Here is a 21,543-nt window from a genome sequence, read left to right as displayed (position 1 = left end):
CATTCATCATGCCAACGAAAACCAACTGGCCGGAAGCCATAAAGCCATTACTTAAAAAATACAAAGGCAAGCAACATCCGCTGGAGTATAAAAATACTTACCAGTTGGTGGTGATGGTGGTATTATCTGCACAGGATTCCGACAGGAATATCAATAGTCTTGCACCAAAACTCTTTGAAGCCTATCCCAACATGCAGGCGCTCACAAAAGCAACAGAAGAAACGTTGTTTCCCTTCATTAGTAAAGTGCGCAACTTTGGCAACAAAGCAAAATGGCTCACAGGTATTGCAGAAAAAATTAAAAAGGACAGCAATATTCCTGAAACACTTGATGAGTTGGTGGAACTGCCAGGTATTGGCCGTAAATCAGCTTGTGTTATCCTGCGTGAAAGCGGTAAACCGGCTGAAGGTGTAATTGTTGATCTGCATGTTGTTCGTGTTGCACCACGGTTAGGAATAGCAACAGGCACCGATCCAAAGAAAATTGAAAAACAGATCATGGAAGTGCTGCCGCAAAAAGACTGGGATGCAGGTATGGCTATGTCGTTTTTAGGACGAGAGATCTGCCGGCCAAAACCGAATTGTGAAAAGTGTTTGATGAATACGGTTTGTGCGTATTATAAAGCGAATAGCTAAACCCAATTTGTATAATTACGGCGTTGGTTGTAATATTGGGCTGCAGCAGATTTATTTTTCGACCACTGCAAATGAAAAAGCCCATCCTTAAAATGGAAAACCAAAAACCATCCTTTAACCGCCGTAAGTTTTTAACCAATGCTGCAAAAATTGCAGGCGTTGGTGCTGCGGGTTATATTTACATCAGGGGTTGTAATAACGATGATAAACCAATCGCTGTTCCGCCTCCAATTATTCAACACGAATTTCTTACGCAACCATACCTGCACACACTTGATAATAAGCAGATGTATATCCGCTGGATCACCAATCGTAACTGTTACAGTTGGGTGGAGTATGGTGAAGCAACTGCTCTTGACAAAAAGATTCATGCTGTTACTGATGGTTTGGTGAATGCAAATAACCGTGTGCATGAAATTGTCTTAGATGATCTTGTTCCGGGAAAGACCTATCAATACCGTGTTGCTTCCAAAGAGATCAGGCGTTGGGATGAAGATGTTGCTGTGTTTGGTGAAACTATTTACGGCAAAACATACACATTCAAAACAATTGCCGATGATACAGATGAAGTGAATCTTCTTGTGTTAAATGATCTGCATGATACGCCTTCTTCTTTCCCTCACTTATTGAAACTGAACGGTAGTGATCCCTACGATCTCGTTTTTCTCAATGGCGATATGTTCAACTATCAAAAAGGAGAGGAGCAGATCATCAATCATCTTATTACGCCTTGTACAAATGGTTTTGCCATACAAAAACCAATGTTGTTTGTGCGTGGCAACCATGAACTTCGAGGGCCATTCGCACATCAGTTAAAAGATTATTTTTCTTATCCGCAGGGTTATTATTTTCATTTTCAATGCGGACCTGTATTTGCCATTGCATTAGATACGGGAGAAGATAAAGAAGATGACAGACCTGTATATGCAGGACTTGCAGCTTTCGATGCATTCAGGGAAAAACAAGCTGTCTGGTTGGAGAAGTTAATGCAATCGGAAGCTTACAGGAATGCACGCTATAAAGTTGTATTTATGCATATCCCTCCGTTTTATTCAAACGATGCACATGGAAGCATGCATAGTCGTAAATTGTTTTCTCCACTGTTTGATCAATATAAAGTTGATCTTGTTGTATGCGGTCACACACATGTTCATGGCGTTCATCCTCCGGTAAAAGATCAACATGATTACCCGATCATTATTGGCGGAGGACCAAAGCCCGGCACAAGAACATTAATTAAGATCAATGCCAGTCAACAGGAATTGAAAGTTCAAATGCTTGATGATACAGGTAAAGAAGTCGGGAAATACAGTATAAAGTAACCGGAGCTTTTGCAAGCCCCGGTTAATGCACACTAATTAAAATTTTGTTCATCAGCACTTGGTCCATAACTACCCGGAATAGGAATATCGAGCAAACGAAGATATACGCCTAACTGTGCACGATGGTGTACCACCTGGCAAAAGCATTGACGCAGAAAATCACGTTTTAATTCATTGCTGTAAATTGTTTCACCGCTACGCAAAACCCAGCGGTCGGTAAGTTGTTCATCTGTTGCATTTGCCAAAGCTTCTTGTCCTTCTGTCAACGATTGTTCAAAGTAAGCAAGTAATTCCTGTTCACTCGAAAGAGGCACAGACTGATAAGGATTAGCTTCAAAGTCGAGTTCTTTCGTGTTGATCACCAGATTGATCCATGTAGGTAATTCAGCAACGTGTGTGGCAAGTTGTTTCAACGTCATGCTTTTTTGATGCGGTTGCCAATGAAAAAGATCGGCAGGCACACGCTCCAGCATTTTACGGGTTGTTACAGCTTCTTGATTGAGTTCATTGAGGAATGATTCGGTAAATGTCATGATGTTTTGATTTTTGAACTACAAAACAACAATCACCCGCTGACAACCCTATGGCAGTGCTTTTTTCGTCCGCAAAAAATTTAATAATTAACCGGTAATTGCTTCATGAATTCCGAAATGCTGATGTGATCTTTTTTCTGAAATGGTTGATCAGTAACCTGCAGACCTTTGATACGCATCAACTTGAAATCACGGTAATCTTTTCGCAGATAACACCAACCGATCAGGTGCCAACTGAATGCATAATAGATGAGACCAATGGGTTCGAGTTTTCGTTTAGTGCTTTCTTCTTTGGCGTTTGTATAATCGAGATGAATGATGGTTTGATTGGTGATAGCTGCCTGTAATTGCGACAGGTATTCAAAATTCATTTGCAGGTTCGGATGCATTTGCATACGAATGCTCCTATCCAGAAAATCCAGTTTTTCTTTTTGTGTTGAACGGAGAACAGCTTTTACTTTATTCAATGCTGAAGAGTAATGCTTCTGGATCGATTTATCTGCAAAGCCATACACCAGCGATTCCGTCAACAACAACGCATTTGCTTCTTCGCTGCTGAAAGCAACAGGTGGCAGAAAATAACCCTGCACTACAAAGTAACCCCGGTTCGGTTCAAAACTTACCGGTATGCCCAGCTCCACCAATGCCTTTACATCACGGTAAACAGTGCGTACGCTGATGTTGTATTTAGCAGCGATCTTTTCTGCAGGCACATATTTTTTCGATTGCAGCAGTGTAACAATTCCTAAAAGGCGATCCATCCGGTTCATACGGTAAAGTAAATGGATTTTTTCATTAACCGAAAATTCAAAGACTGTTGTTGTATTACTGAAAAATGAGTTTATTTATACCATGAAACATCTGTTGTTATTGCATGGTGCCATTGGTGCAAAAGATCAACTGCAACCATTGGCTGATTTATTAAAGAATGATTTTGTGGTTCATGTTTTCAACTTTAGCGGACATGGAGGTAAGCCATTTGCAGAAGAACCTTTTTCGATACAGGCATTTGCATCCGAATTAGAGGAATACGTTATCATGCAGAAAATTCAGCAAGCATCTGTATTTGGTTACAGCATGGGCGGCTATGTAGCATTGTATCTTGCTAAACAACAACCGCAATTCTTCAGTGCAATTATAACACTTGCAACAAAATTTCAGTGGGATGAGGCAGTAGCAGCAAAGGAATCTGCAATGTTAAATACAGAAATTATACTTGAAAAAGTACCCGTATTTGCAGAACAGTTAAAACAACGACATGCACCAAACGATTGGAAACTTGTATTGAACAAAACAAAAGAGATGCTGCTGCAAATGGGGAAGGAGAATCCACTTCAGTTAAGCGATTATACAGCCATCAATCAACCGGTGCTTTTGTTGCTGGGCGATAATGATAAGATGGTTACAAGACAGGAAACAGAAGCTGTTCAAAAAGCATTGCCAAACAGCAGCTTTCAACTACTCGAACAAACAGCTCATCCTATTGAAAAAGCAAACAGTACTGTGCTGGCTGATATTATTCGTGGATTTTGTAAAAGTTAATAGAACATAGATATGATCAGAGTTGCAACGGAAAAAGATTACCCGGTTTTAATTGATGTGTGGGAACAGTCTGTCAGGGCAACACATCATTTTCTGCCTGAAGATTATTTGCAGGAAATCAAGCTCATGCTTCCTGCTATATTCCCATCAGTCACGATGTATGTATATGTTGATGAATCAAAGCAACTGCTTGGATTTACCGGGGTAGCTGATGGTAAAATTGAAATGCTTTTTCTTATTCCCGAAGCAAGAGGGAAGGGGATTGGTAAAATATTGCTCCATTACTCAATGCATATTCTGGGCGCATATGAATTGGATGTAAACGAACAAAATGAACAGGCTGTTGGCTTTTACCGGCACATGGGCTTTGCCGTTATTGAACGAAAAGAAACAGATGGATTGGGCCGGCCGTTTCCATTGCTGAGTATGAAATACACGCAATAGAACCACTTTCATTATACTTCATACATACTCTTTTTGTTTTGATGTAATCTTACTTTAGCTTAGCATTTATTCCATCTGTAATTCACGAATGAATATTCAGCCACCAGATATCAGAACTGTGCAGGTAACACGTTATGTAACGCCGTTGCGTGAAGGTGGTTCATTGCCCGCCATAGCCGAAGCAGATGATGGCTTCTTGTATGTATTGAAATTTCGTGGAGCAGGACAGGGAGCAAAAGCATTGATCGCAGATGTGATTGGCGCTGAATTAGCAAGAGCTATTGGTTTAAAAGTTCCTGAACTTGTTTTTGCTGAACTGGATGAAGCCTTTGGCCGAATGGAGCCCGATGAAGAAATTCAGGATCTGTTGCGGGCAAGTGAAGGATTGAATCTTGGTCTGCATTATTTATCCGGAGCAATTACTTACGATCCTGCTGTTTCAAAAATTGATACATCAACTGCTTCAAAAATTGTTTGGCTCGATGCGTTGTTGATGAATGTTGATCGCACAGCCCGCAATACAAACATGCTCACCTGGCGAAATGAATTGTGGATGATCGATCATGGAGCGTCTTTATATTTTCATCATTCCGGATATAATTGGGAAGAACAGGCAGTAAGACCTTTTGTACAGATCAAAGATCATGTGCTGTTGCAACAGGCAGCAAGCATTGATGAAACAGATTCTTTACTCAAGCAGATATTGGTTCCTGAGCGGATAAAGGCAATCGTTTCTGTTTTGCCGGATACATGGTTGAAAGATGAGGAAGGACAACTTGCGGCTGATGAAATAAGAAATGTCTATTATCAATTTCTCACAACAAGAATAATACATTCATCCATTTTTGTAAACGAAGCGATCAATGCAGGAAAAATTCACATTTGAGTATGCGATCATACGGGTTGTGCCACGTGTGGAACGGGAAGAATTCCTGAATGTGGGTGTTATTGTATTCTGCAAACGCCCTGCTTTTCTTGAAATGAAATACATGTTGGATGAGAAGAGGATATTGGCAATGTATCCAAAAACTGATATTAACGATATACGTCAACACTTGAATGCATTCGAACAGATCAGTAAGGGAAATAAGGAAGCCGGCCCTATCGCCTTGCTCGATCATGCAGCAAGATTTCGCTGGCTCACAGCAAAGCGAAGTACAGTTGTGCAAACGTCGGCTGTGCACCCCGGTATCTGCAGTGATGCGGAGAAAACAGTAGAAAAACTGCTGGAGCAATTAGTAGTAAGTTAAACGACACACAATGATCGTAGTAAAAGGAAAAACAGTTGATGAACAAACACGTTGCACGCATTATCATTCTCCGCTTGATGTAATTGCCATTAAGTTTAAATGTTGCGATACTTATTATCCATGCTTTTATTGTCATGAAGAAACAGCAGGACATAAAGCTGAAGTATGGAGCAAAAATGAATTTGATAACAAAGCAATTCTTTGCGGCGTTTGCCAACAGGAGATGACCATCAACCAATATCAACACAGTAATTATCAATGCCCTAAATGCCGCACAAACTTCAATCCCAAGTGCAGCAATCATAATCACCTCTATTTCGAAGTATAACAAGTGTACTCTTTTTCAGACACTAAAAATGGACGTTAATCAGTTGGAAAAATAACATTCGTCATTACCTGCGTTTTGCAGATTTTGGACTTTTATACCTGTTATTCAACACAAATTCTTTAACGATTTAATGTAAGTAATATGAAAAAAGAGTATTGGATCAACGTGAAACACGTTGATAACAGGCTGGTTATATTCCTGAACGGCGAAACGGTTTGGGACAGTGGTATTGTACATGGCGATCCTGAGATCAACCAATTCATCAACATCACTGATCTCCTCCACGAACATCCTGAATACAGCAGCGAACTGATCTTTGAAGGCTTTAACGACACCTATAATTCCAACGGTGCTGATGATCAGTTGAACCCATGGCATTTTCAATACAGGGTGTTTGCAAAAACCATTGATGAAAATGGCAAGGTCGTTCGTGAAATAGATCTCATAAGACCATATAATGAGCGACATCTTTCCAACCCCAACATCAAAGCTATTGATAACAGTTATCAACTTGCAATGAAAGAACAGGAGTTTAAAGTGATCTCCCATTCACTGGCTCAACGTTACAGTCAATAAGTATGACTTGCAATGACAGTTTGCTGTATTAAGCTTATGTTCTATTTTCGGGCATGGCTTTTTTAGAGGTAAATGATTTGTATAAAAAGGAAGGAGATACTGTTGCAGTAAACGGCATCAGTTTTACACAAACTGCTTTTCAAAAAATTGGTATTGCAGGCGAAACAGGATCGGGCAAAACAACACTGCTGAAAATAATCGCAGGCCTTGCACAACCCGATGCAGGTGAAGTTTTTTTTCTTGGAGAAAAAGTATTGGGTCCGTGGGATCAACTTATTCCCGGTCACAAAGGCATTGGTTATTTATCACAACATTTTGAACTCCGGAATAATTATTGGGTGGGCGATTTTTTAGAAATGGCCAACAAACTCACGCCGGAGCAAGCCATGCAGATCTATACTGTTTGCCAGGTTGAACATTTGTTACGGAGAAGAACCCATCAACTCTCAGGCGGCGAAAAGCAACGCATAGCACTGGCAAGGCTGCTTACAGGTTCTCCTAAACTTCTGATATTGGATGAACCGTTTTCCAATCTTGATTTCCTGCATAAACAAACTATGAAGCAGGTGATTCATGATCTTGGTGATCAGTTAGGCATTACTTGCATCATGGTTAGTCATGAGCCTGCTGATCTGCTTTCATGGGCCGATACATTATTACTGTTGAAAGATGGACAAATTGTACAGCAAGGAACAGCACAGCAGGTATATCTGCAACCAGTGAATGAATATGCAGCAGGTTTATTAGGTGATTACAGTTTGATCGATACTACAGTCATTCATTTAGAAAAGAATCTTTCAAGCGGTCAACAAAAACTTTTTCTTCGCCCGCATCAAGTGCAGATCAGTACAAATGGAATTTCATCTTTAAAAGGAATTGTTGAAGCTGTGCATTATCGTGGTGCATATATGTTACTTGAAGTAGTATTAAAACAGCAAAGATTCAATGTATTTCATAGTGGTCGTACGCCACAAAAAGGAGAGGTGCTTGGTTTTAATATTTCTGCTGGCGATCGCTGGTACTTATAATTCACCAGTTTTTTTATCACCGGTTTTGGTTAGCTCTTTCCCTGAGTGAGGGATTGTGTGAGGCATTGTAATAATGGAGTTTTGCATATCTGTTGAAACAATAAACATCAGTATATGCCATCACCATTAGACCTTTTACTAGATCCGATTTCACTTGCCATTCTCGGCATGTATGCAACACTCATGATATGGGAGGCTGTTTTTCCCGGCCGTAAACTTCCTGTTGTAAAATACTGGAAGCTGAGAGGCATCATTGTATTCATCTGCTATTTCTACATCTCATCTTACCTGCCATTGCTGTGGGCAAGTTATTTACCATCAGCTCAGTTACTCGATTTGTCCGGGCTAGGTACAATTGGCGGAGCAGTTGCAGGTATCCTGTTGTATGAATTTGGTATGTATGTGTGGCACCGAACCATGCACCGTAATAAATATTTGTGGAAGATGTTTCACCAGATGCATCACAGTGCAGAACGTTTAGATACCTATGGTGCATTTTATTTCAGTCCGCTCGATATTATTGGATGGACAGCACTCGGTACCATTTGTTTTTCAATCCTTACAGGATTTGAACCGCAGGCCATTACTGTTATCCTGCTGGTAACAAATTTTTTCAGCATCTTTCAGCATGCAAATATTAAAACACCTGTATGGTTAGGATATTTTATTCAGCGGCCTGAAAGTCATACTGTGCATCATGCAAAAGGAATTCATGCGTATAACTATTCTGATCTGCCCTTGTTTGATCTGCTCTTTGGAACATTCCGTAATCCATCAGCATACGAATATGAAACAGGATTTTATGATGGTGCTTCAGCACGTATAGGCGATATGCTGTTGTTCCGTGAAGTAGATAAGCCGTAGCTATCAATAAAAATACCGCTAACAAAAAAGGTATCGCTTAATGCGATACCTTTTGTATTTCAGTAACTGAGTTTTTTAAACAACCTGTTTCACATTAATGGCGCTGGCACCTTTATGTGTCATCTCCACTTCAAAACTCACTTTGTTATTTTCTTTGATTGCTTCCTTTAAACCGTTCACATGCACAAATACACTTTCCTGGGTTTGAAGGTCTTTAATAAAACCATATCCTTTTGATTCATTAAAGAAGGTAACAATACCTGTTCTGATAAGATCTGCAGGATCAACAGGAGCCTGTTTAGGCACACCAATCTCAATATCCTCAAGTTTTACTTTTCTTACTTTGCTCAGGTCGGGAGGTGTAGCTGAAATGTTTCCATTTTCATCCACATACGCAAGCATATCATCGAGCGTTTTTGTTTTTGAATTTTCCTTACGCTCTTGTTTGCGTTCTTCTTTTTCCTTTTTTGTTTGTTGTTTTTTCTTTTCTCTTTCTTTTTTGTTCCAAGTATCAGCCATACGTATAAATGATTTAATGATAGAAGAATCCCCGTTGCCGGAATTGCCAAAAAGTTCTGAGAAAAAGGGATTGTAATTTCTGAAGACTGGTTAAAGGTACGATTTTACTGCCGATCAATAAGCGAAAACTATGTGTTGATCATTCGCTTTTGCTAATTGTGGAAAACGTCTGCGATTGAGCCCATAGAAAATAAATACCTGTATTGGCCAAAAAATAGGTAGCTTTGCTTCTCTTATTGTTATCTCTCCCTGTTTGTGTAGTAGTTACCCTCCTCAAATATGTGAATGTTAACCTAAGGCAGATAAAGTATCAAATTCTTTTTTGGTAGCCTTATCACATTTTTAAACTAAAAAACTTTTACGTGTTATTTAACGAATTACAGCTCATTGAGCCTGTATTACAGGCATTGAGCAAAGAAGGCTACAGCAGCCCAACACCTATCCAGGAAAAAGCAATCCCCGCCATTTTACAACAAAGAGATTTGCTTGGATGTGCGCAAACCGGTACCGGAAAAACAGCAGCTTTTACTATTCCTGTTTTGCAGCTCATGCATCTTGAGCAGCAACATTCAGGCAAAAAACAGGCTCAATTACAAACCCTTATTCTTACACCCACCAGGGAGCTGGCCATCCAGATCGGTGAAAGTGTAAACGCATATGGTCATTTCCTGAACATTAAACACCAGGTGATCTTTGGCGGCGTACCGCAGTACAGCCAGGTGCAAGCTATAAGACGTGGTGTGGATGTTATTGTTGCTACCCCCGGTCGTTTACTCGATCTGATGCAACAGGGTCACATCAACCTCAACAACATCAAATACTTTGTATTGGATGAAGCAGATCGTATGCTTGATATGGGTTTTGTGCATGATGTAAAACGCATCATTGCTAAATTACCTGCCAAGCGTCAAACATTATTTTTCTCGGCAACCATGCCTCCGGAAATTCAACAGTTAGCATCGATGTTGCTTACCAATCCTGTAAAGGTGGAAGTAACACCGGTATCATCTACTGTCGAAATCATTCAGCAATCTGTTTATTATGTAGAGAAGCAGAATAAACTTCCGTTGATGGTGCAGTTGTTGAAAGACACCAGTATTGAATCAGTACTCGTGTTTACACAAATGAAACATGCAGCTGATAAATTAGCGAAGAATCTGAATAATGCCGGTATACGTACAGAAGCTATTCATGGAAACAAATCGCAGAATGCAAGACAAAATGCATTGAGCAATTTCAAGAAGCGTAAAACACGTGTGCTTGTTGCAACCGATATTGCTGCACGTGGTATTGATATTGATGAATTGACGCATGTATTCAACTTCGAATTACCAAACGTACCTGAAACTTATGTACACCGTATTGGTCGTACAGGAAGGGCAGGAGCAAGTGGCGTTGCCATTTCGTTTTGTGATTGGAGTGAGAAGACATTCCTCACCGATATTCAGAAACTGATCAAAAAGCAGATCGATGTTGTAAAAGATCATCCGTTTGATATCAGCTTTATGCACAACTCACCTGTGGCGGCATCAGCTGGTGCGGCACCTGTGAGTACTATGAGAAGTGCGGGTGGTGGTCGTCGTTATGGAAAAACGTTTTCACAACGTTGATCATAACGTTCAGTAACGGTAGCAGACAGCATTAATATTCATACCTGCGCCAACAGAGGCAAACATAATTACATCACCGGTCGAAAGCCGGTGATTTTTAATTTCTTCCCTGCGAACAAGGTCAAGAAGTGTTGGGATAGTTGCCACTGAACTGTTACCAAGCCAATGAATGCTCATGGGCATTACATGCTCAGTTGGTGTAGGGATATTATATAGTTTATATAAACGGTTGATAATGCCTTCATCCATTTTTTCATTGGCCTGGTGAATGAAAACTTTTTTAAGATCGTAAATAGAAACACCACTTTTATCTAAACAATCTTTCATGGCAGCAGGCACATGCTTCATCGCATATTCATACACTTTTCTTCCTTTCATTTTAATGTAACGTACATGCGGATCACTGTCGGGATAAAATGAAGGTCCCATGTTGATGTAATCAACCTCTTCCAATGAATGTGTTTGCACGGATGCACTGAGAATGCCTGTACCAGCTTCACCTGTTTCATTATATTCCAATACAGCTGCACCGGCACCATCGCTGAAGATCATACTGTCACGATCATATATATCAATTACTCTTGATAATGTTTCAGCGCCAACGATCAACGCTTTTTTAGCGATACCCGCCTTAAAAAATGCATCAGCTTGTATTACACCTTGCAACCAACCGGGACAACCAAACAAAACATCATATGCCACACAGTTTGGATTTTTTATGCCGAGTTGATGTTTGATACTTGCAGCAAGAGAAGGCACTGCATCCGTTTGAATCGTATGTTTTAATACATTGCCAAAGTTATGTGCAACAATCAGCTGATCGATGGTTTCCGGATCAACACCGCTATCGTCTAATGCTTTTTTTGCTGCAACAGCGCCAATGTCTGCGGTACTCAAATCATCCGAAGTGTACCTGCGTTCTTCAATGCCGGTGATCTGCTTAAATTTTTCTACTACTTCGCCGGGCGGAGTAGGCAATGGCTGATGATCCTCGGAATAAAATAAGTGCTTTGCAAAATCTGTATTTGTTTGAATAACGGGAGGTATGTAGGAGCCTGTACCTGTAATTACGGAACGTTGCATAAAATAATCCTTGAAATGAAAAAAGCTGTCTGCAATTGTTGCAGACAGCGGTATAGGCTGTTAGTTTAAGGACAGCTGAATGATGTGTTTTGCAATTCTTTATTCAGCTAGTGCTACTTCATTATTTTCAAGTTCCGCAGTGTCTTGCGACGGTTCTGCTTCCAGTGGATGTTGTTTGATTGTGAGTTGAAAATCGGTACTCATCGAAAATTCAAACCAGCGTTGCAAAAGAAAACCTCGTGTAAGATCATCTTCCTGCATAACTGTTGCAAAATCTTTTGCAAAAGGAGAATGCTTTGCCTGTGAATTTAATTTCGCCTTCTTCAACTCTACGTTGCCAAAGCTGAATTTAATTTTACGACCGCCTGCTGCCCGTTCAAAATCGGTTTGGTTCACTTTTAATACCTGATCTTCCTGTGAAGCTCTTTTCATCAGGATTAAAATCACTGGTAAATATTTTTTCCAGGTTTGTGTAAACATATTCAGAGTTTTTATTGATACCGATATCAGTTTAGTTTATTTCGCTTAAACGGGTAAATTCTGCACCATTAAAAATGCGGGCAAGCGTATTGTCTTTTGTTTTTTTCCATTCTTCCAGTTTTGATTCTGAAACAATGCGCCAGAAGTTTTTACTTTTCAGCTCGTCATAGTCATTGTTACGGATAAAAACACCTTTCACAGTATCTCTCTGCTTAAAGTGAATGTTTACTTGAGAATTTTCACGATTTTTTGTTTCAATAAACTTTTCAATCATATCATTCGTCATACTGTATTCTGATTAAAGTGATAAAATAAGTTGTACGGTATTAAAAATTACCATCTGTTGGTACGTGGTTTTTCCTCACGGGGTCTTGCTTCAGTAACTTTCAATGAGCGGCCATCGGTTGAAGTACCGTTAAGCTCATCAATTGCTTTTTGTGCAGCAGCATCATCAGGCATTTCCACAAAACCAAAACCACGGCTCTGATTTGTGAATTTATCCATGATCACTTTGGCAGAAGTAACTTCGCCATACGAATTGAAAAGTTGTTTTAATTCGGCATCCTGCACGTTAAAACCTAAATTGGAGACATAAATATTCATACCAAGGAGAATTTAAATATTAAAAACTTGAGCAGAATACTGGTGTAAAAGAAAAATACGAGGTAGGAAATGATAATTCGCTTACAGAAGTTACTCAAATGACGTGTAAAGGTAAGCTTTATTGACCGCATCAGGCGATTTATTTTCGCTGCATGGCCTTGTTAAGCAGGATAATCGGGCGGTATTATATTTAACACTTAATTGATCTTATGCAGCAAAGAATAGCACAATTAGCATTGGTTGTCAAAGACTACGACGAAGCCATTGCATTTTACAGGGATAAACTGAGGTTTCAGTTAATAGAAAACACTACATTAAGTGAAGCAAAAAGATGGGTGGTAATGGCACCTCCAGGTACTAGCAATACATATCTGTTGCTGGCAAAAGGAGCCAACGAAGAACAATTGAGCAGAGTAGGAAATCAAACAGGCGGCAGGGTGTTCCTTTTTTTATACACCGATGATTTCAAGCGTGATTATGAATACTATCTTTCTGCAGGGATAAAGTTCCTGCGGCCTCCATCAAAAGAAGAATACGGGACTGTTGCTGTATTCGAAGATCTTTATGGAAACCTGTGGGACTTAATTGAGCCGATAGAAAAATAATAACAAAGTGCAAACTGTTTGTCACCTCCTTGGGGGCTTCAGTATGTCACACTTACCTGATTATAGACAGGGGTGGGTCACAATCTCAAACCAACGCCAACACATCTTTAATAGAAGGGAACGTATTTTCCATATACGTTGAAAGATCTTTTTTCTTCACCCATTTAATATCGTGTATATCTTCTTCTGTTTGTGGTTTGATGGTTTGCGCCCCTTTTACTTTCATCTTATACCAATGTGAGTCTTTCAGAATGTGTTTACCAAATTCATCATAGGTATGATAAGTAATGGTGATTGGTTTTTTTAGTTCAGGTTTTTGTAAACCGGTTTCTTCTTCCACTTCACGCACGGCACATTGCTCAATAGTTTCACCGGGATCAAGCTTGCCCTTTGGCAGATCCCATTTACCTCTGCGATGAATCAATAAGTATTCTCCTTTTTCATTCTCCACCAATCCACCTGCAGCAGTTACAATGGTAAAATGTTTAAAAAAAGCTTTCTTCAACTTTTCCAGGTTTTCATTCCATAAAATACCTGCATGAAATTCTTCTTTCACAATTTCGTGAAGTAAGGATTTAATGGCGGGACCTGATATTTCATCAATAAACACCGCATCAGGGTGATGCATGTATTCATGGATCATCTCATCAATTTCATCGCAAAGAAAAACAGGCTTATCGCCAAAGTAGATTTTGATATACATAAAAGGTTTAAGGTTTAGGGTTGAAGGTCCGGGACTTTTTCATTGCAGATTTTTGATTTACGATTGCAGATTCTCTCTTCTATAGTTTTTGCGCATTGCTTATGGTTCATTGCCTGTTGTTTGACTCTCAATCCCAAATTCCCAACTCCCAATTCCTTTTTGTCTTTTGCCAGTTGCTAATGGCTAATCGCTGGAAGCTAAACGCTCTTTTCCTACCTTCGCCGCATGACAAATGAACAAGCTGTTGCTGAGAAACTATTACAAGTTAAGGCCATTCGGTTAAATGTAAAAGAGCCCTTTACCTGGGCAAGTGGTTGGAAAAGCCCCATCTACTGCGACAACCGCAAGGTATTATCCTTTCCACACGTACGGGAATTCATAAAAAGTGAGATGTGCAACGTTATATTCGAAGAGTTTCCTGAAGCAGAACTGCTGGCAGGTGTTGCCACTGCAGGTATTGCATGGGGAGCCATGGCTGCCGATCAGTTAAAGCTGCCCTATATCTATGTTCGTCCAAAACCAAAAGAACATGGGTTGGGTAACCAAATCGAAGGTTCATACGAACCCGGACAAAAGGTGGTGGTAATTGAAGACCTTATTTCAACGGGAAAAAGCAGTCTGCAGGTGGTGGATGTATTGCGTCAGGCAGGTGTAGAGGTGATTGGCATGGTCTCAATTTTCAACTATGGTTTTGATGTGGCAAAACAGGCGTTTGAAAAGTATGATCTTGGCTATCGCTCCCTCACAAACTACTCAACACTCATTCAACTTGCCATTGAAAAGAACATTGTAGAAGCAAGCGAACAGGAAGTTTTGTTAAAATGGAGCGCCGACCCGGCAAATTGGACAGGAATTAAATAAATTGGGTGAAAATATAAACCGATGAAGACGTTCTTAACTGTATTATTTCTATCCGTAACGGTGAGCCTTTCTGCACAGTACAAAAAGCCCATTGTTGTGCAGATAAAAACACCACAGGCGCAATGTGCGGAGTGTAAAGACAAGATCGAAAAATTCATGAAAGTGGAAGAAGGGGTGGCGAAAGTTGTGGTAGATATCAGGAAAAAGATCACAACAATTACTTTTCTCAGCGACCGCACCAATATTGAAAATATCAGGGCCGCTATGAATAATCTTGGTTTTGATGCAGATGATGAAAAAGCAAATGAAGAAGTTTATAAACGTTTGCCGGTCTGTTGCAAACGGGTGGAAGATGGAGGAGGACCACCGAAGAAGAATTAAAAAAATAGAAATAGAAAAATCCTGATAGTTACTGCCGGGATTTTTTTATGCTATTTTAGGACTAGACAAAGACTTGACATCCCTTATAGATAAAGCATAAATAAAGGCAGGATAAAGCGTACTTAAAGCGCTCAGACAGCGACACGGAAACCGGGCCATGGTGGGCTAAAAATACGTTGAGGCGGTTCTCCCGTTTCAGCGTTTAACTCTCGATAATATCAAAAATCAGGACGATCTTATCATGACCTCCTTCGCCCCATTGCCGTACCATGTTCGGATCTTCTCCGGGGTGCGACGTAGAAACTCCGAACGAGGTACGAAGAGGGCCCGAACAGACTCCGGATAAAATTTTATGGCCTCGGTTCAAACAACCCAACCTCATGTTTGCCTTCATAAGCCAACGGAATGGTTTTGTAAAGTCCGCCAACTCCGGCTGTAATTACACCTGATGCTCTCACCGTTACTTCACGAGCCGACAATGCCGACCAGGCATTTTTAAACACATTCTTCATATCGGTTTTGATCCGGAGTGGAATAATAAAATCTGACTTTCTGGCAACCTTGATCAACGTATCGCTAAGCGCCCTCCCCAAATAAACATCATCAACATACACATCACATTCAGTATGACTAACCCGAAAACCAATCCGGTTCGGGTTGTTGTAAACCAGTTCCATGTACACCGTGGTCTCATTCAATCCAATCGACTCAAGCCGCAGGTTTTGAAATTCCTTGTATTCAGGGATCTTAAAACTGTTGCAGGAAAGGCTAAAGATGCAGATCAAAAAAAGGAGCGAGGGGAGCCTGTACACGTTCAAATTGTTTTGCCGCAAATTAAGCCAAGCTGTTGATATTTCTTCGGCCGGCTTTTAAAGAAGCCTTAAATTTGCGCTAAAATAGTTAGCTGATTCCAGTACGCAGAAGGCTGAAAATCAACACCCAAAAATGTAGGTTAAAAAAAATTATTTAAAAAATTGTTTTAAAGTCAGTTAACTATGTTTTATTAGAATTAATAAACTACTTTAATTGAGTCAAAAAATCGAAATAGGGCTTGTAAAATGAATCATGATTCAGCGTTCGTTTTGGAGGTAAATAAAATTAATCAAATGATTGAATTACAATATTTTGGAAGTATTTACTCTTATTTAAAGTTTATCAATCAAACAAATGTGTATTTTTCTGCATACGAAAGCTACTTCCGTGCCCTCCATTTGAACCGTATGCAGCTGATGGGCGCAAATGGTCCCCTCCCTCTCTCGGTGCCGTTGGAAGGTGGTCGTGATCAAAAAGTAAAATGGAAGGATGTGAAGATCAACTATGCCGAACCCTGGCAGCGGATCCATTGGCGGGGCATCCACGACAATTACCGGAAGGCTCCCTGGTTTGAAGATTATGCCCCGGAGCTGGAGCAACTGTTTTTGAAGAAGGAAAAATATCTGCTTGATCTGAACCTGAAAAGTATGGGATACTGTCTTCAACGCTTAAAACTGAAAGTTGACATTTTGGCTTATACCGAGGGGGAGGCGATGAAACTAAATTCACATCGACCAGGAAAAAGCGAACCAGTTCCGGCTGAAAACTTCCCTGTTTACCAACAGGTATTTTCAGAAAGACATGGCTTTGTGGCGAACCTTGGCATCCTGGATTTGTTATTTTGTGAAGGACCGCTTGCCACAGATTATCTCCGCAGGATAAAAATTTCCTGAAATTGGTCTGGTAGCACCCTGTCTTGTACAAGAAAACACTTAACTTGTACGTCCACATCCACATGCTTACGTAATGAGAAAATTGATGTTGATGTCAGCCTGCTTGCTGCTGACTAATCTGTACTCCTTCGCCCAGGATTTCTCCAATAAAGGAAGAGACTTTTGGGTTGCTTACGGTTATCACCAGGTGATGACAACAGGCAACGGTCAGGAAATGGTGCTCTACTTTGCCACAGAAGCCCCCACAAATGTAACGGTCACTATTCCGGGCCTTGGTTACTCTGCTACATATTTCGTTCCCGCTAACACAGTTTCAGCATCAAGTCCTTTGCCCAAAACAGGCGCACAGGATGCACGTTTAATGAACGAAAGTTCAGCTCCTGAAAACAAAGGTATCCATATTACAAGTGACCAACCCATCGTGGCTTATGCCCATATTTATAACCAGAGTGTGTCGGGTGCTACCATTCTTTTTCCAACCAATACATTGGGACGTGAATATTACTCCATCAATTTTCAGAACAGATCAAATACGGTAAATTCTAATTCATGGGCCTATGTAATTGCTGCCGATACCGGTACTACCAGCGTTGAAATTATCCCGAGCCAGCCAACCTTAGGCCATCCAGCGGGAGTTCCATTTACTGTAAAACTTACCCAGGGACAAGTATATAATATTATGGGGCAGTTTACCAATGCTTCCTCGGGTAACAATCATTCAGGTGTCGATCTTACAGGAACTTTTATTCGTTCGATCAACACAGGAAGCGGCTGTAAAAAAATCGCTGTGTTTTCCGGAAGCGGTCGTATCAGTATCACCTGTCCAACAAACAGTACGTCATCGTCATCTGATAATTATATGGCCCAGGCATTTCCCAAGAACGCCTGGGGTAAAAAGTATTTGACTGCAACTGCATCGAGTCCGCAGGCATACAATCTTTACAGGATTTGTGTATCGAGTTCAGGAACCGTGGTAAAAGTAAATGGTGTAACACTTCCATCGGCCTCATTGGTTGGAGGCTTTTATTATGATCTTCCATTAACCAATCAACCGATGTTGATAGAGGCTGACAACCCTATTACCGTTGCCCAGTATTTTACATCGCAAGGAGCATGTGGTAATACAGCTCCCAGTGATCCTGAAGTAATATATCTAAGTCCGGTTGAACAAAATATCAACAAAGTAATCTGGAATGCTACCTCAAACTTTGCCATCACACAGCATTATATAAACGTCGTGATCCCGAATAAAGGGACTGGCGTTAGTTCATTCAGATTAAAAGATGCAAGTGGTAATACATTACCAACCGGTGCATTTACGGTTCACCCCGGCGATGCCAATTATTCTTACCTGAAACAAAGTTTACCAACCTCCGGTGTTTATACCATCCAATCAGATTCCGGTTTCAATGCCATTGCTTATGGTTTTGGTAACGCCGAATCGTATGGTTATAACGCAGGTACCAATGTGATCGATTTGTATCAGTATGTAACAACGCAGAATGCCAATGCGGTGATTAAAAGTCCGGTTGCCTGTAAGAGCTCGCCTTTTAATCTTTCACTTACCCTTCCATATTTACCTATCAGTATGAAGTGGGATTTCACAGGCTATCCTGATGTAATTGATAATGCGCCTGTTGCTGATTCAACATTTATACTGAATGGCAAAACATTGTATGTATTTAAACTGCCGGGTAATTACGTCTACAATACAGCAGGGAAGTATCCTGTTGTGGTAACAGTGAACAACCCAACGCCCGATGGTTGTTTGGGTGAACAGATCATCAATTTCGACCTCGAAGTGCTTGATCCGCCGGCAGCAACTTTTTCATGGGCAAACACGCCGTCTGCAGGTTGTACCGATTCATTGATTTCCTTCACAGGCATTAATACAAGCAGTGGCAGACCTGTCATCAAACATTATTGGGATTTTGGCGATGCAACTACTGCCGGCACATTTAATCCTTCAAAAGCATTCAGCAATCCCGGGCAATTTAAGATTCGATATGTGGCCATGACGGATGCAGGTTGTTTAAGTGATACCACCGAGCAGTTCATTACGGTTACAAAGGCGCCTGTTGCAAAGTTTGGAATTATTGATCCGTTATGTGTTGGCAAAACACTTACGTTCAAAGATTCATCTTCACTACCCGGAGGGTTTGGTGCAATCACAAACTGGACATGGAATACTGGTACAGGTTCGCCAATTAATAATACAACGGCGGCAAACGTAAGTTCCACTTTTGCTGCAACAGGAAATTATACCGCTACCTTACAACTGAAAACAAATACCGGTTGTTTGAGCCCGGTTTATTCTTTGCCGTTTACCATCAGGCCAAATCCTGTGGTTGATTTTACTGTTTCGTATGGCTGTATGCCGAATCCTGTAATCAGTTTCAACAGCACCTCAACCATTGCTGATGGATCGCAAAGCGCATTTAATTATCTCTGGAATTTTGGTGATGCTGCAAGCGGGGCATTGAATAGTTCAACCATTCAAAGTCCTTCTCATCTATATCCATCAGTTGGACCGTTTAATGCAAAACTTAAAATAACAACTGCTTATGGTTGTACTGATTCAACTACGAAAGCAGTAGATAAAATTTATCCGCAGCCCAAAGCTGATTTTACTGCACCTGCTGAAGTATGCTGGCAAACACCAATAACATTTACCAATGCATCAAACGGGTTTACACATCCTGTTACAAAATGGGAGTGGCGTTTCAGTGATGGTACATCATCAACACAACAAAACCCGGTAAAGAATTTTACGAACCCCGGTACTTATACTGCAACACTTTGGGTATTTACTGATCAGAACTGTGTAAGTGATACGGTTGTAAAAACAGTTGTGGTGAATCCGTGGCCAACAGCAAACTTCACCACAAGCACTTTGGTTTGTGAAAAGAATGCGATCACATTTACTAATACGTCAACTGCAAACACGGGTTCAATTGTAAGAAGCTATTGGCAGTTTGGCGATGGCAATACAAGTACGAACACGAATCTTACTGCAACGCATACTTATACCGTTTGGGGTGATTATACCATTCGGTTTGTAACAGAAAATTCGAAGGGTTGTATCAGCGATACACTTGTGCGTACTATGCGCATTAATCCATTGCCCAAAGTTGGTTTTGTATTGCCTGAAGTTTGTTTGAGTGATGCACAAGCCATCTTTACAGATACATCTTCCATTGCAGATGGCAGTGCAGGGCAAATGAGTTACTTGTGGAAATTTAATACAGGTACTCCTGCAATTGTGTCGGGCCCAACGCCTGTAACGAGTACATCTAAAACGCCTTCAGTGAAGTTTAATAAAGCAGATAACTATTTATTATCGCTTGAGGTAACATCAAAAGATGGTTGTCGTGATTCTGCTGTTGCTATACCGTTTACCGTGAATGGTTCTATTCCAAAAGCTGATTTCTCAGTGCGTTCAGCAAATGCACTTTGCAGTAACCAGGATGTTGAACTGGAAGACAGATCAACTGTTGATTTTGGCAGCGTCACCAAAGTAGAGATCTATTGGGATAATGCCAATGCGCCAACTGTGGTAGAAACCGATGATCAACCTGCTGCCGGTAAAGTGTACAAACATCGTTATCCTGAATTTCAATCGCCATTGACCAAAACATACCAGGTTCGTTACAGATCTTATTCAGGTATTCTTTGTGTAAATGAGATGAGTAAAACCATCACCGTTAATGCAAGTCCGCTTACGCAGTTCAATGCATTGTTTGGTGTTTGTTTAAATGATGTGCCGTTCCAATTAATGCAGGGTAACGAAATGGGAGGGCTTAGTGGTACGGGCGTTTACACAGGACCGGGAGTAAATGCAAATGGATTATTCAATCCTTCAGGTGCAGGCGTTGGTACGCATAATATCCGTTACACGTTCAATGCAAGCAATGGTTGTGTAAGTACAAGTGATCAAACAATTGAAGTGTGGCCGGTACCCATTGTAAATGCGGGGTCTGATCTTACTGTGCTGGAAGATGGTGTTCGTAAGATCACAAATGTTACGGCGAGTGGAACAGGTTTACAATTCTTATGGTCGCCATCAACTTATCTGGATAATGCTACGTTGCAGTTACCAACAATTCTGCAACCAAAAGATGATATCACTTATTTACTCACTGTTACAAACGGGTTTGGCTGTAAGGCAACCGATGATCTCTTTGTGAAAATTCTTAAATCACCAACGCCGCCAAATACATTTACACCGAACGGTGATGGCATCAATGATTTCTGGGAAATCAAATTCCTGAATGATTATCCGGGGGCTGTTATTGAAGTGTACAATACGGCAGGTTCAATGATGTATCGTTCTGTAGGTTATTCCACACCGTGGGATGGTAAGTACAAAGGATCGCCTTTGCCGGCCGGTACTTATTACTATGTGCTCGATCCAAAAAACGGTCGCAAACGGATAACAGGTTATGTAACTATTTTACGATAATGCAGCAG

General features: G+C 40.7%; 25 protein-coding genes. 16 read left to right on the top strand and 9 right to left on the bottom strand.

The window, feature by feature from the left end:
• Positions 1 to 8: 8 nt before the first annotated feature.
• Positions 9 to 635, top strand: coding sequence for an endonuclease III domain-containing protein (locus H4075_RS13610; RefSeq protein ID WP_182801382.1), 627 nt, complete (start codon positions 9 to 11; stop codon positions 633 to 635).
• Positions 636 to 706: 71 nt separating this feature from the next.
• A complete protein-coding gene (locus tag H4075_RS13605) occupies positions 707 to 1,957 on the top strand; it encodes an FN3 domain-containing metallophosphoesterase family protein (protein WP_182801381.1) in 1,251 nt (416 codons plus the stop codon).
• Between the two features lie 32 nt (positions 1,958 to 1,989).
• Here the strand turns inward: H4075_RS13605 and H4075_RS13600 are convergent, their stop codons facing one another.
• Positions 1,990 to 2,490 (bottom strand): DinB family protein, encoded by a 501-nt coding sequence (locus H4075_RS13600; RefSeq protein WP_182801380.1) that lies wholly within the window; start codon positions 2,488 to 2,490, stop codon positions 1,990 to 1,992.
• A gap of 80 nt (positions 2,491 to 2,570) precedes the next feature.
• Positions 2,571 to 3,251, bottom strand: a complete 681-nt coding sequence (locus H4075_RS13595) for a helix-turn-helix transcriptional regulator (protein WP_220494763.1) — start codon at positions 3,249 to 3,251, stop codon at positions 2,571 to 2,573.
• Positions 3,252 to 3,342: 91 nt separating this feature from the next.
• On the opposite strand from H4075_RS13595, the gene H4075_RS13590 reads away from it, so the two are divergent.
• From H4075_RS13590 to H4075_RS13555, 8 genes are all read left to right on the top strand, one after another.
• Positions 3,343 to 4,032, top strand: coding sequence for an alpha/beta fold hydrolase (locus H4075_RS13590; RefSeq protein WP_182801378.1), 690 nt, complete (start codon positions 3,343 to 3,345; stop codon positions 4,030 to 4,032).
• A gap of 12 nt (positions 4,033 to 4,044) precedes the next feature.
• Entirely contained in the window at positions 4,045 to 4,476 is a 432-nt protein-coding gene (locus tag H4075_RS13585; RefSeq protein WP_182801377.1) for an acetyltransferase, read from the top strand.
• A gap of 88 nt (positions 4,477 to 4,564) precedes the next feature.
• On the top strand, positions 4,565 to 5,362 hold the full coding sequence (locus H4075_RS13580; protein ID WP_182801376.1) for a HipA family kinase: 798 nt from the start codon (positions 4,565 to 4,567) through the stop codon (positions 5,360 to 5,362).
• The gene (locus tag H4075_RS13575; protein WP_182801375.1) at positions 5,340 to 5,726 is read left to right on the top strand and encodes a DUF3037 domain-containing protein; all 387 of its coding nucleotides are present in this window, start codon (positions 5,340 to 5,342) and stop codon (positions 5,724 to 5,726) included. The genes H4075_RS13580 and H4075_RS13575 overlap by 23 nt, the downstream gene beginning before the upstream one ends.
• A gap of 10 nt (positions 5,727 to 5,736) precedes the next feature.
• Positions 5,737 to 6,054 (top strand): CHY zinc finger protein, encoded by a 318-nt coding sequence (locus H4075_RS13570; RefSeq protein ID WP_182801374.1) that lies wholly within the window; start codon positions 5,737 to 5,739, stop codon positions 6,052 to 6,054.
• A gap of 141 nt (positions 6,055 to 6,195) precedes the next feature.
• On the top strand, positions 6,196 to 6,630 hold the full coding sequence (locus H4075_RS13565; RefSeq protein ID WP_182801373.1) for a hypothetical protein: 435 nt from the start codon (positions 6,196 to 6,198) through the stop codon (positions 6,628 to 6,630).
• Positions 6,631 to 6,683: 53 nt separating this feature from the next.
• A complete protein-coding gene (locus tag H4075_RS13560; protein WP_182801372.1) occupies positions 6,684 to 7,658 on the top strand; it encodes an ABC transporter ATP-binding protein in 975 nt (324 codons plus the stop codon).
• Between the two features lie 114 nt (positions 7,659 to 7,772).
• Positions 7,773 to 8,522 (top strand): sterol desaturase family protein, encoded by a 750-nt coding sequence (locus tag H4075_RS13555; protein WP_182801371.1) that lies wholly within the window; start codon positions 7,773 to 7,775, stop codon positions 8,520 to 8,522.
• Between the two features lie 75 nt (positions 8,523 to 8,597).
• On the opposite strand, the gene H4075_RS13550 is transcribed toward H4075_RS13555, so the two are convergent.
• The gene (locus tag H4075_RS13550) at positions 8,598 to 9,041 is read right to left on the bottom strand and encodes a cold-shock protein (RefSeq protein WP_182801370.1); all 444 of its coding nucleotides are present in this window, start codon (positions 9,039 to 9,041) and stop codon (positions 8,598 to 8,600) included.
• A 362-nt stretch (positions 9,042 to 9,403) separates the two neighbouring features.
• Between H4075_RS13550 and H4075_RS13545 the strand changes: the two genes are divergently transcribed.
• Positions 9,404 to 10,651 (top strand): DEAD/DEAH box helicase, encoded by a 1,248-nt coding sequence (locus H4075_RS13545; protein ID WP_182801369.1) that lies wholly within the window; start codon positions 9,404 to 9,406, stop codon positions 10,649 to 10,651.
• A gap of 9 nt (positions 10,652 to 10,660) precedes the next feature.
• On the opposite strand, the gene H4075_RS13540 is transcribed toward H4075_RS13545, so the two are convergent.
• The 4 genes from H4075_RS13540 to H4075_RS13525 form a co-directional block, all read right to left on the bottom strand.
• On the bottom strand, positions 10,661 to 11,734 hold the full coding sequence (locus H4075_RS13540) for a 3-oxoacyl-ACP synthase III family protein (RefSeq protein ID WP_182801368.1): 1,074 nt from the start codon (positions 11,732 to 11,734) through the stop codon (positions 10,661 to 10,663).
• A gap of 99 nt (positions 11,735 to 11,833) precedes the next feature.
• The gene (locus H4075_RS13535; protein WP_182801367.1) at positions 11,834 to 12,214 is read right to left on the bottom strand and encodes a hypothetical protein; all 381 of its coding nucleotides are present in this window, start codon (positions 12,212 to 12,214) and stop codon (positions 11,834 to 11,836) included.
• Positions 12,215 to 12,245: 31 nt separating this feature from the next.
• On the bottom strand, positions 12,246 to 12,500 hold the full coding sequence (locus H4075_RS13530; protein ID WP_182801366.1) for a short-chain dehydrogenase: 255 nt from the start codon (positions 12,498 to 12,500) through the stop codon (positions 12,246 to 12,248).
• Positions 12,501 to 12,547: 47 nt separating this feature from the next.
• Positions 12,548 to 12,817, bottom strand: coding sequence for an RNA recognition motif domain-containing protein (locus tag H4075_RS13525; RefSeq protein ID WP_182801365.1), 270 nt, complete (start codon positions 12,815 to 12,817; stop codon positions 12,548 to 12,550).
• Positions 12,818 to 13,026: 209 nt separating this feature from the next.
• On the opposite strand from H4075_RS13525, the gene H4075_RS13520 reads away from it, so the two are divergent.
• Complete coding sequence (locus tag H4075_RS13520; RefSeq protein ID WP_182801364.1) at positions 13,027 to 13,422, top strand: VOC family protein; 396 nt, start codon at positions 13,027 to 13,029, stop codon at positions 13,420 to 13,422.
• An 85-nt stretch (positions 13,423 to 13,507) separates the two neighbouring features.
• Here the strand turns inward: H4075_RS13520 and H4075_RS13515 are convergent, their stop codons facing one another.
• Positions 13,508 to 14,125 carry an NUDIX hydrolase gene (locus tag H4075_RS13515; protein WP_182801363.1) on the bottom strand — a complete coding sequence of 206 codons (618 nt, stop codon included), beginning with the start codon at positions 14,123 to 14,125 and terminating at the stop codon, positions 13,508 to 13,510.
• Positions 14,126 to 14,350: 225 nt separating this feature from the next.
• Here H4075_RS13515 and pyrE point away from each other — a divergent pair, with 225 nt between their 5' ends.
• The gene (pyrE, locus tag H4075_RS13510) at positions 14,351 to 14,986 is read left to right on the top strand and encodes an orotate phosphoribosyltransferase (RefSeq protein WP_182801362.1); all 636 of its coding nucleotides are present in this window, start codon (positions 14,351 to 14,353) and stop codon (positions 14,984 to 14,986) included.
• A gap of 21 nt (positions 14,987 to 15,007) precedes the next feature.
• Positions 15,008 to 15,367, top strand: coding sequence for a heavy-metal-associated domain-containing protein (locus tag H4075_RS13505; protein WP_182801361.1), 360 nt, complete (start codon positions 15,008 to 15,010; stop codon positions 15,365 to 15,367).
• 350 nt (positions 15,368 to 15,717) lie between these two features.
• Here H4075_RS13505 and H4075_RS13500 read toward each other — a convergent pair whose 3' ends face one another.
• On the bottom strand, positions 15,718 to 16,179 hold the full coding sequence (locus H4075_RS13500; protein WP_182801360.1) for an LEA type 2 family protein: 462 nt from the start codon (positions 16,177 to 16,179) through the stop codon (positions 15,718 to 15,720).
• 294 nt (positions 16,180 to 16,473) lie between these two features.
• Between H4075_RS13500 and H4075_RS13495 the strand changes: the two genes are divergently transcribed.
• Together H4075_RS13495 and H4075_RS13490 are read left to right on the top strand one after the other, a co-directional pair.
• Positions 16,474 to 17,073, top strand: a complete 600-nt coding sequence (locus H4075_RS13495; RefSeq protein ID WP_182801359.1) for a WbqC family protein — start codon at positions 16,474 to 16,476, stop codon at positions 17,071 to 17,073.
• A 91-nt stretch (positions 17,074 to 17,164) separates the two neighbouring features.
• Complete coding sequence (locus H4075_RS13490) at positions 17,165 to 21,535, top strand: gliding motility-associated C-terminal domain-containing protein (protein WP_182801358.1); 4,371 nt, start codon at positions 17,165 to 17,167, stop codon at positions 21,533 to 21,535.
• Positions 21,536 to 21,543: the final 8 nt, after the last annotated feature.

The organism is Lacibacter sediminis, from assembly GCF_014168535.1.
GTDB lineage: Bacteria > Bacteroidota > Bacteroidia > Chitinophagales > Chitinophagaceae > Lacibacter > Lacibacter sediminis.
Note: the sequence above shows the minus strand (reverse complement) of the source record. Positions and strands in the feature narration are given on the sequence as shown.

Excerpts from the sequence above, each read along its gene's own strand:
- H4075_RS13610 (WP_182801382.1), top strand. The coding sequence starts at position 9 with ATGCCAACGAAAACCAACTGGCCGGAAGCCATAAAGCCATTACTTAAA.
- H4075_RS13605 (WP_182801381.1), top strand. The coding sequence starts at position 707 with ATGAAAAAGCCCATCCTTAAAATGGAAAACCAAAAACCATCCTTTAAC.
- H4075_RS13600 (WP_182801380.1), bottom strand. The coding sequence starts at position 2,490 with ATGACATTTACCGAATCATTCCTCAATGAACTCAATCAAGAAGCTGTA.
- H4075_RS13595 (WP_220494763.1), bottom strand. The coding sequence starts at position 3,251 with ATGGATCGCCTTTTAGGAATTGTTACACTGCTGCAATCGAAAAAATAT.
- H4075_RS13590 (WP_182801378.1), top strand. The coding sequence starts at position 3,343 with ATGAAACATCTGTTGTTATTGCATGGTGCCATTGGTGCAAAAGATCAA.
- H4075_RS13585 (WP_182801377.1), top strand. The coding sequence starts at position 4,045 with ATGATCAGAGTTGCAACGGAAAAAGATTACCCGGTTTTAATTGATGTG.
- H4075_RS13580 (WP_182801376.1), top strand. The coding sequence starts at position 4,565 with ATGAATATTCAGCCACCAGATATCAGAACTGTGCAGGTAACACGTTAT.
- H4075_RS13575 (WP_182801375.1), top strand. The coding sequence starts at position 5,340 with ATGCAGGAAAAATTCACATTTGAGTATGCGATCATACGGGTTGTGCCA.
- H4075_RS13570 (WP_182801374.1), top strand. The coding sequence starts at position 5,737 with ATGATCGTAGTAAAAGGAAAAACAGTTGATGAACAAACACGTTGCACG.
- H4075_RS13565 (WP_182801373.1), top strand. The coding sequence starts at position 6,196 with ATGAAAAAAGAGTATTGGATCAACGTGAAACACGTTGATAACAGGCTG.
- H4075_RS13560 (WP_182801372.1), top strand. The coding sequence starts at position 6,684 with ATGGCTTTTTTAGAGGTAAATGATTTGTATAAAAAGGAAGGAGATACT.
- H4075_RS13555 (WP_182801371.1), top strand. The coding sequence starts at position 7,773 with ATGCCATCACCATTAGACCTTTTACTAGATCCGATTTCACTTGCCATT.
- H4075_RS13550 (WP_182801370.1), bottom strand. The coding sequence starts at position 9,041 with ATGGCTGATACTTGGAACAAAAAAGAAAGAGAAAAGAAAAAACAACAA.
- H4075_RS13540 (WP_182801368.1), bottom strand. The coding sequence starts at position 11,734 with ATGCAACGTTCCGTAATTACAGGTACAGGCTCCTACATACCTCCCGTT.
- H4075_RS13535 (WP_182801367.1), bottom strand. The coding sequence starts at position 12,214 with ATGTTTACACAAACCTGGAAAAAATATTTACCAGTGATTTTAATCCTG.
- H4075_RS13530 (WP_182801366.1), bottom strand. The coding sequence starts at position 12,500 with ATGACGAATGATATGATTGAAAAGTTTATTGAAACAAAAAATCGTGAA.
- H4075_RS13525 (WP_182801365.1), bottom strand. The coding sequence starts at position 12,817 with ATGAATATTTATGTCTCCAATTTAGGTTTTAACGTGCAGGATGCCGAA.
- H4075_RS13520 (WP_182801364.1), top strand. The coding sequence starts at position 13,027 with ATGCAGCAAAGAATAGCACAATTAGCATTGGTTGTCAAAGACTACGAC.
- H4075_RS13515 (WP_182801363.1), bottom strand. The coding sequence starts at position 14,125 with ATGTATATCAAAATCTACTTTGGCGATAAGCCTGTTTTTCTTTGCGAT.
- pyrE (WP_182801362.1), top strand. The coding sequence starts at position 14,351 with ATGACAAATGAACAAGCTGTTGCTGAGAAACTATTACAAGTTAAGGCC.
- H4075_RS13505 (WP_182801361.1), top strand. The coding sequence starts at position 15,008 with ATGAAGACGTTCTTAACTGTATTATTTCTATCCGTAACGGTGAGCCTT.
- H4075_RS13495 (WP_182801359.1), top strand. The coding sequence starts at position 16,474 with ATGATTGAATTACAATATTTTGGAAGTATTTACTCTTATTTAAAGTTT.
- H4075_RS13490 (WP_182801358.1), top strand. The coding sequence starts at position 17,165 with ATGTCAGCCTGCTTGCTGCTGACTAATCTGTACTCCTTCGCCCAGGAT.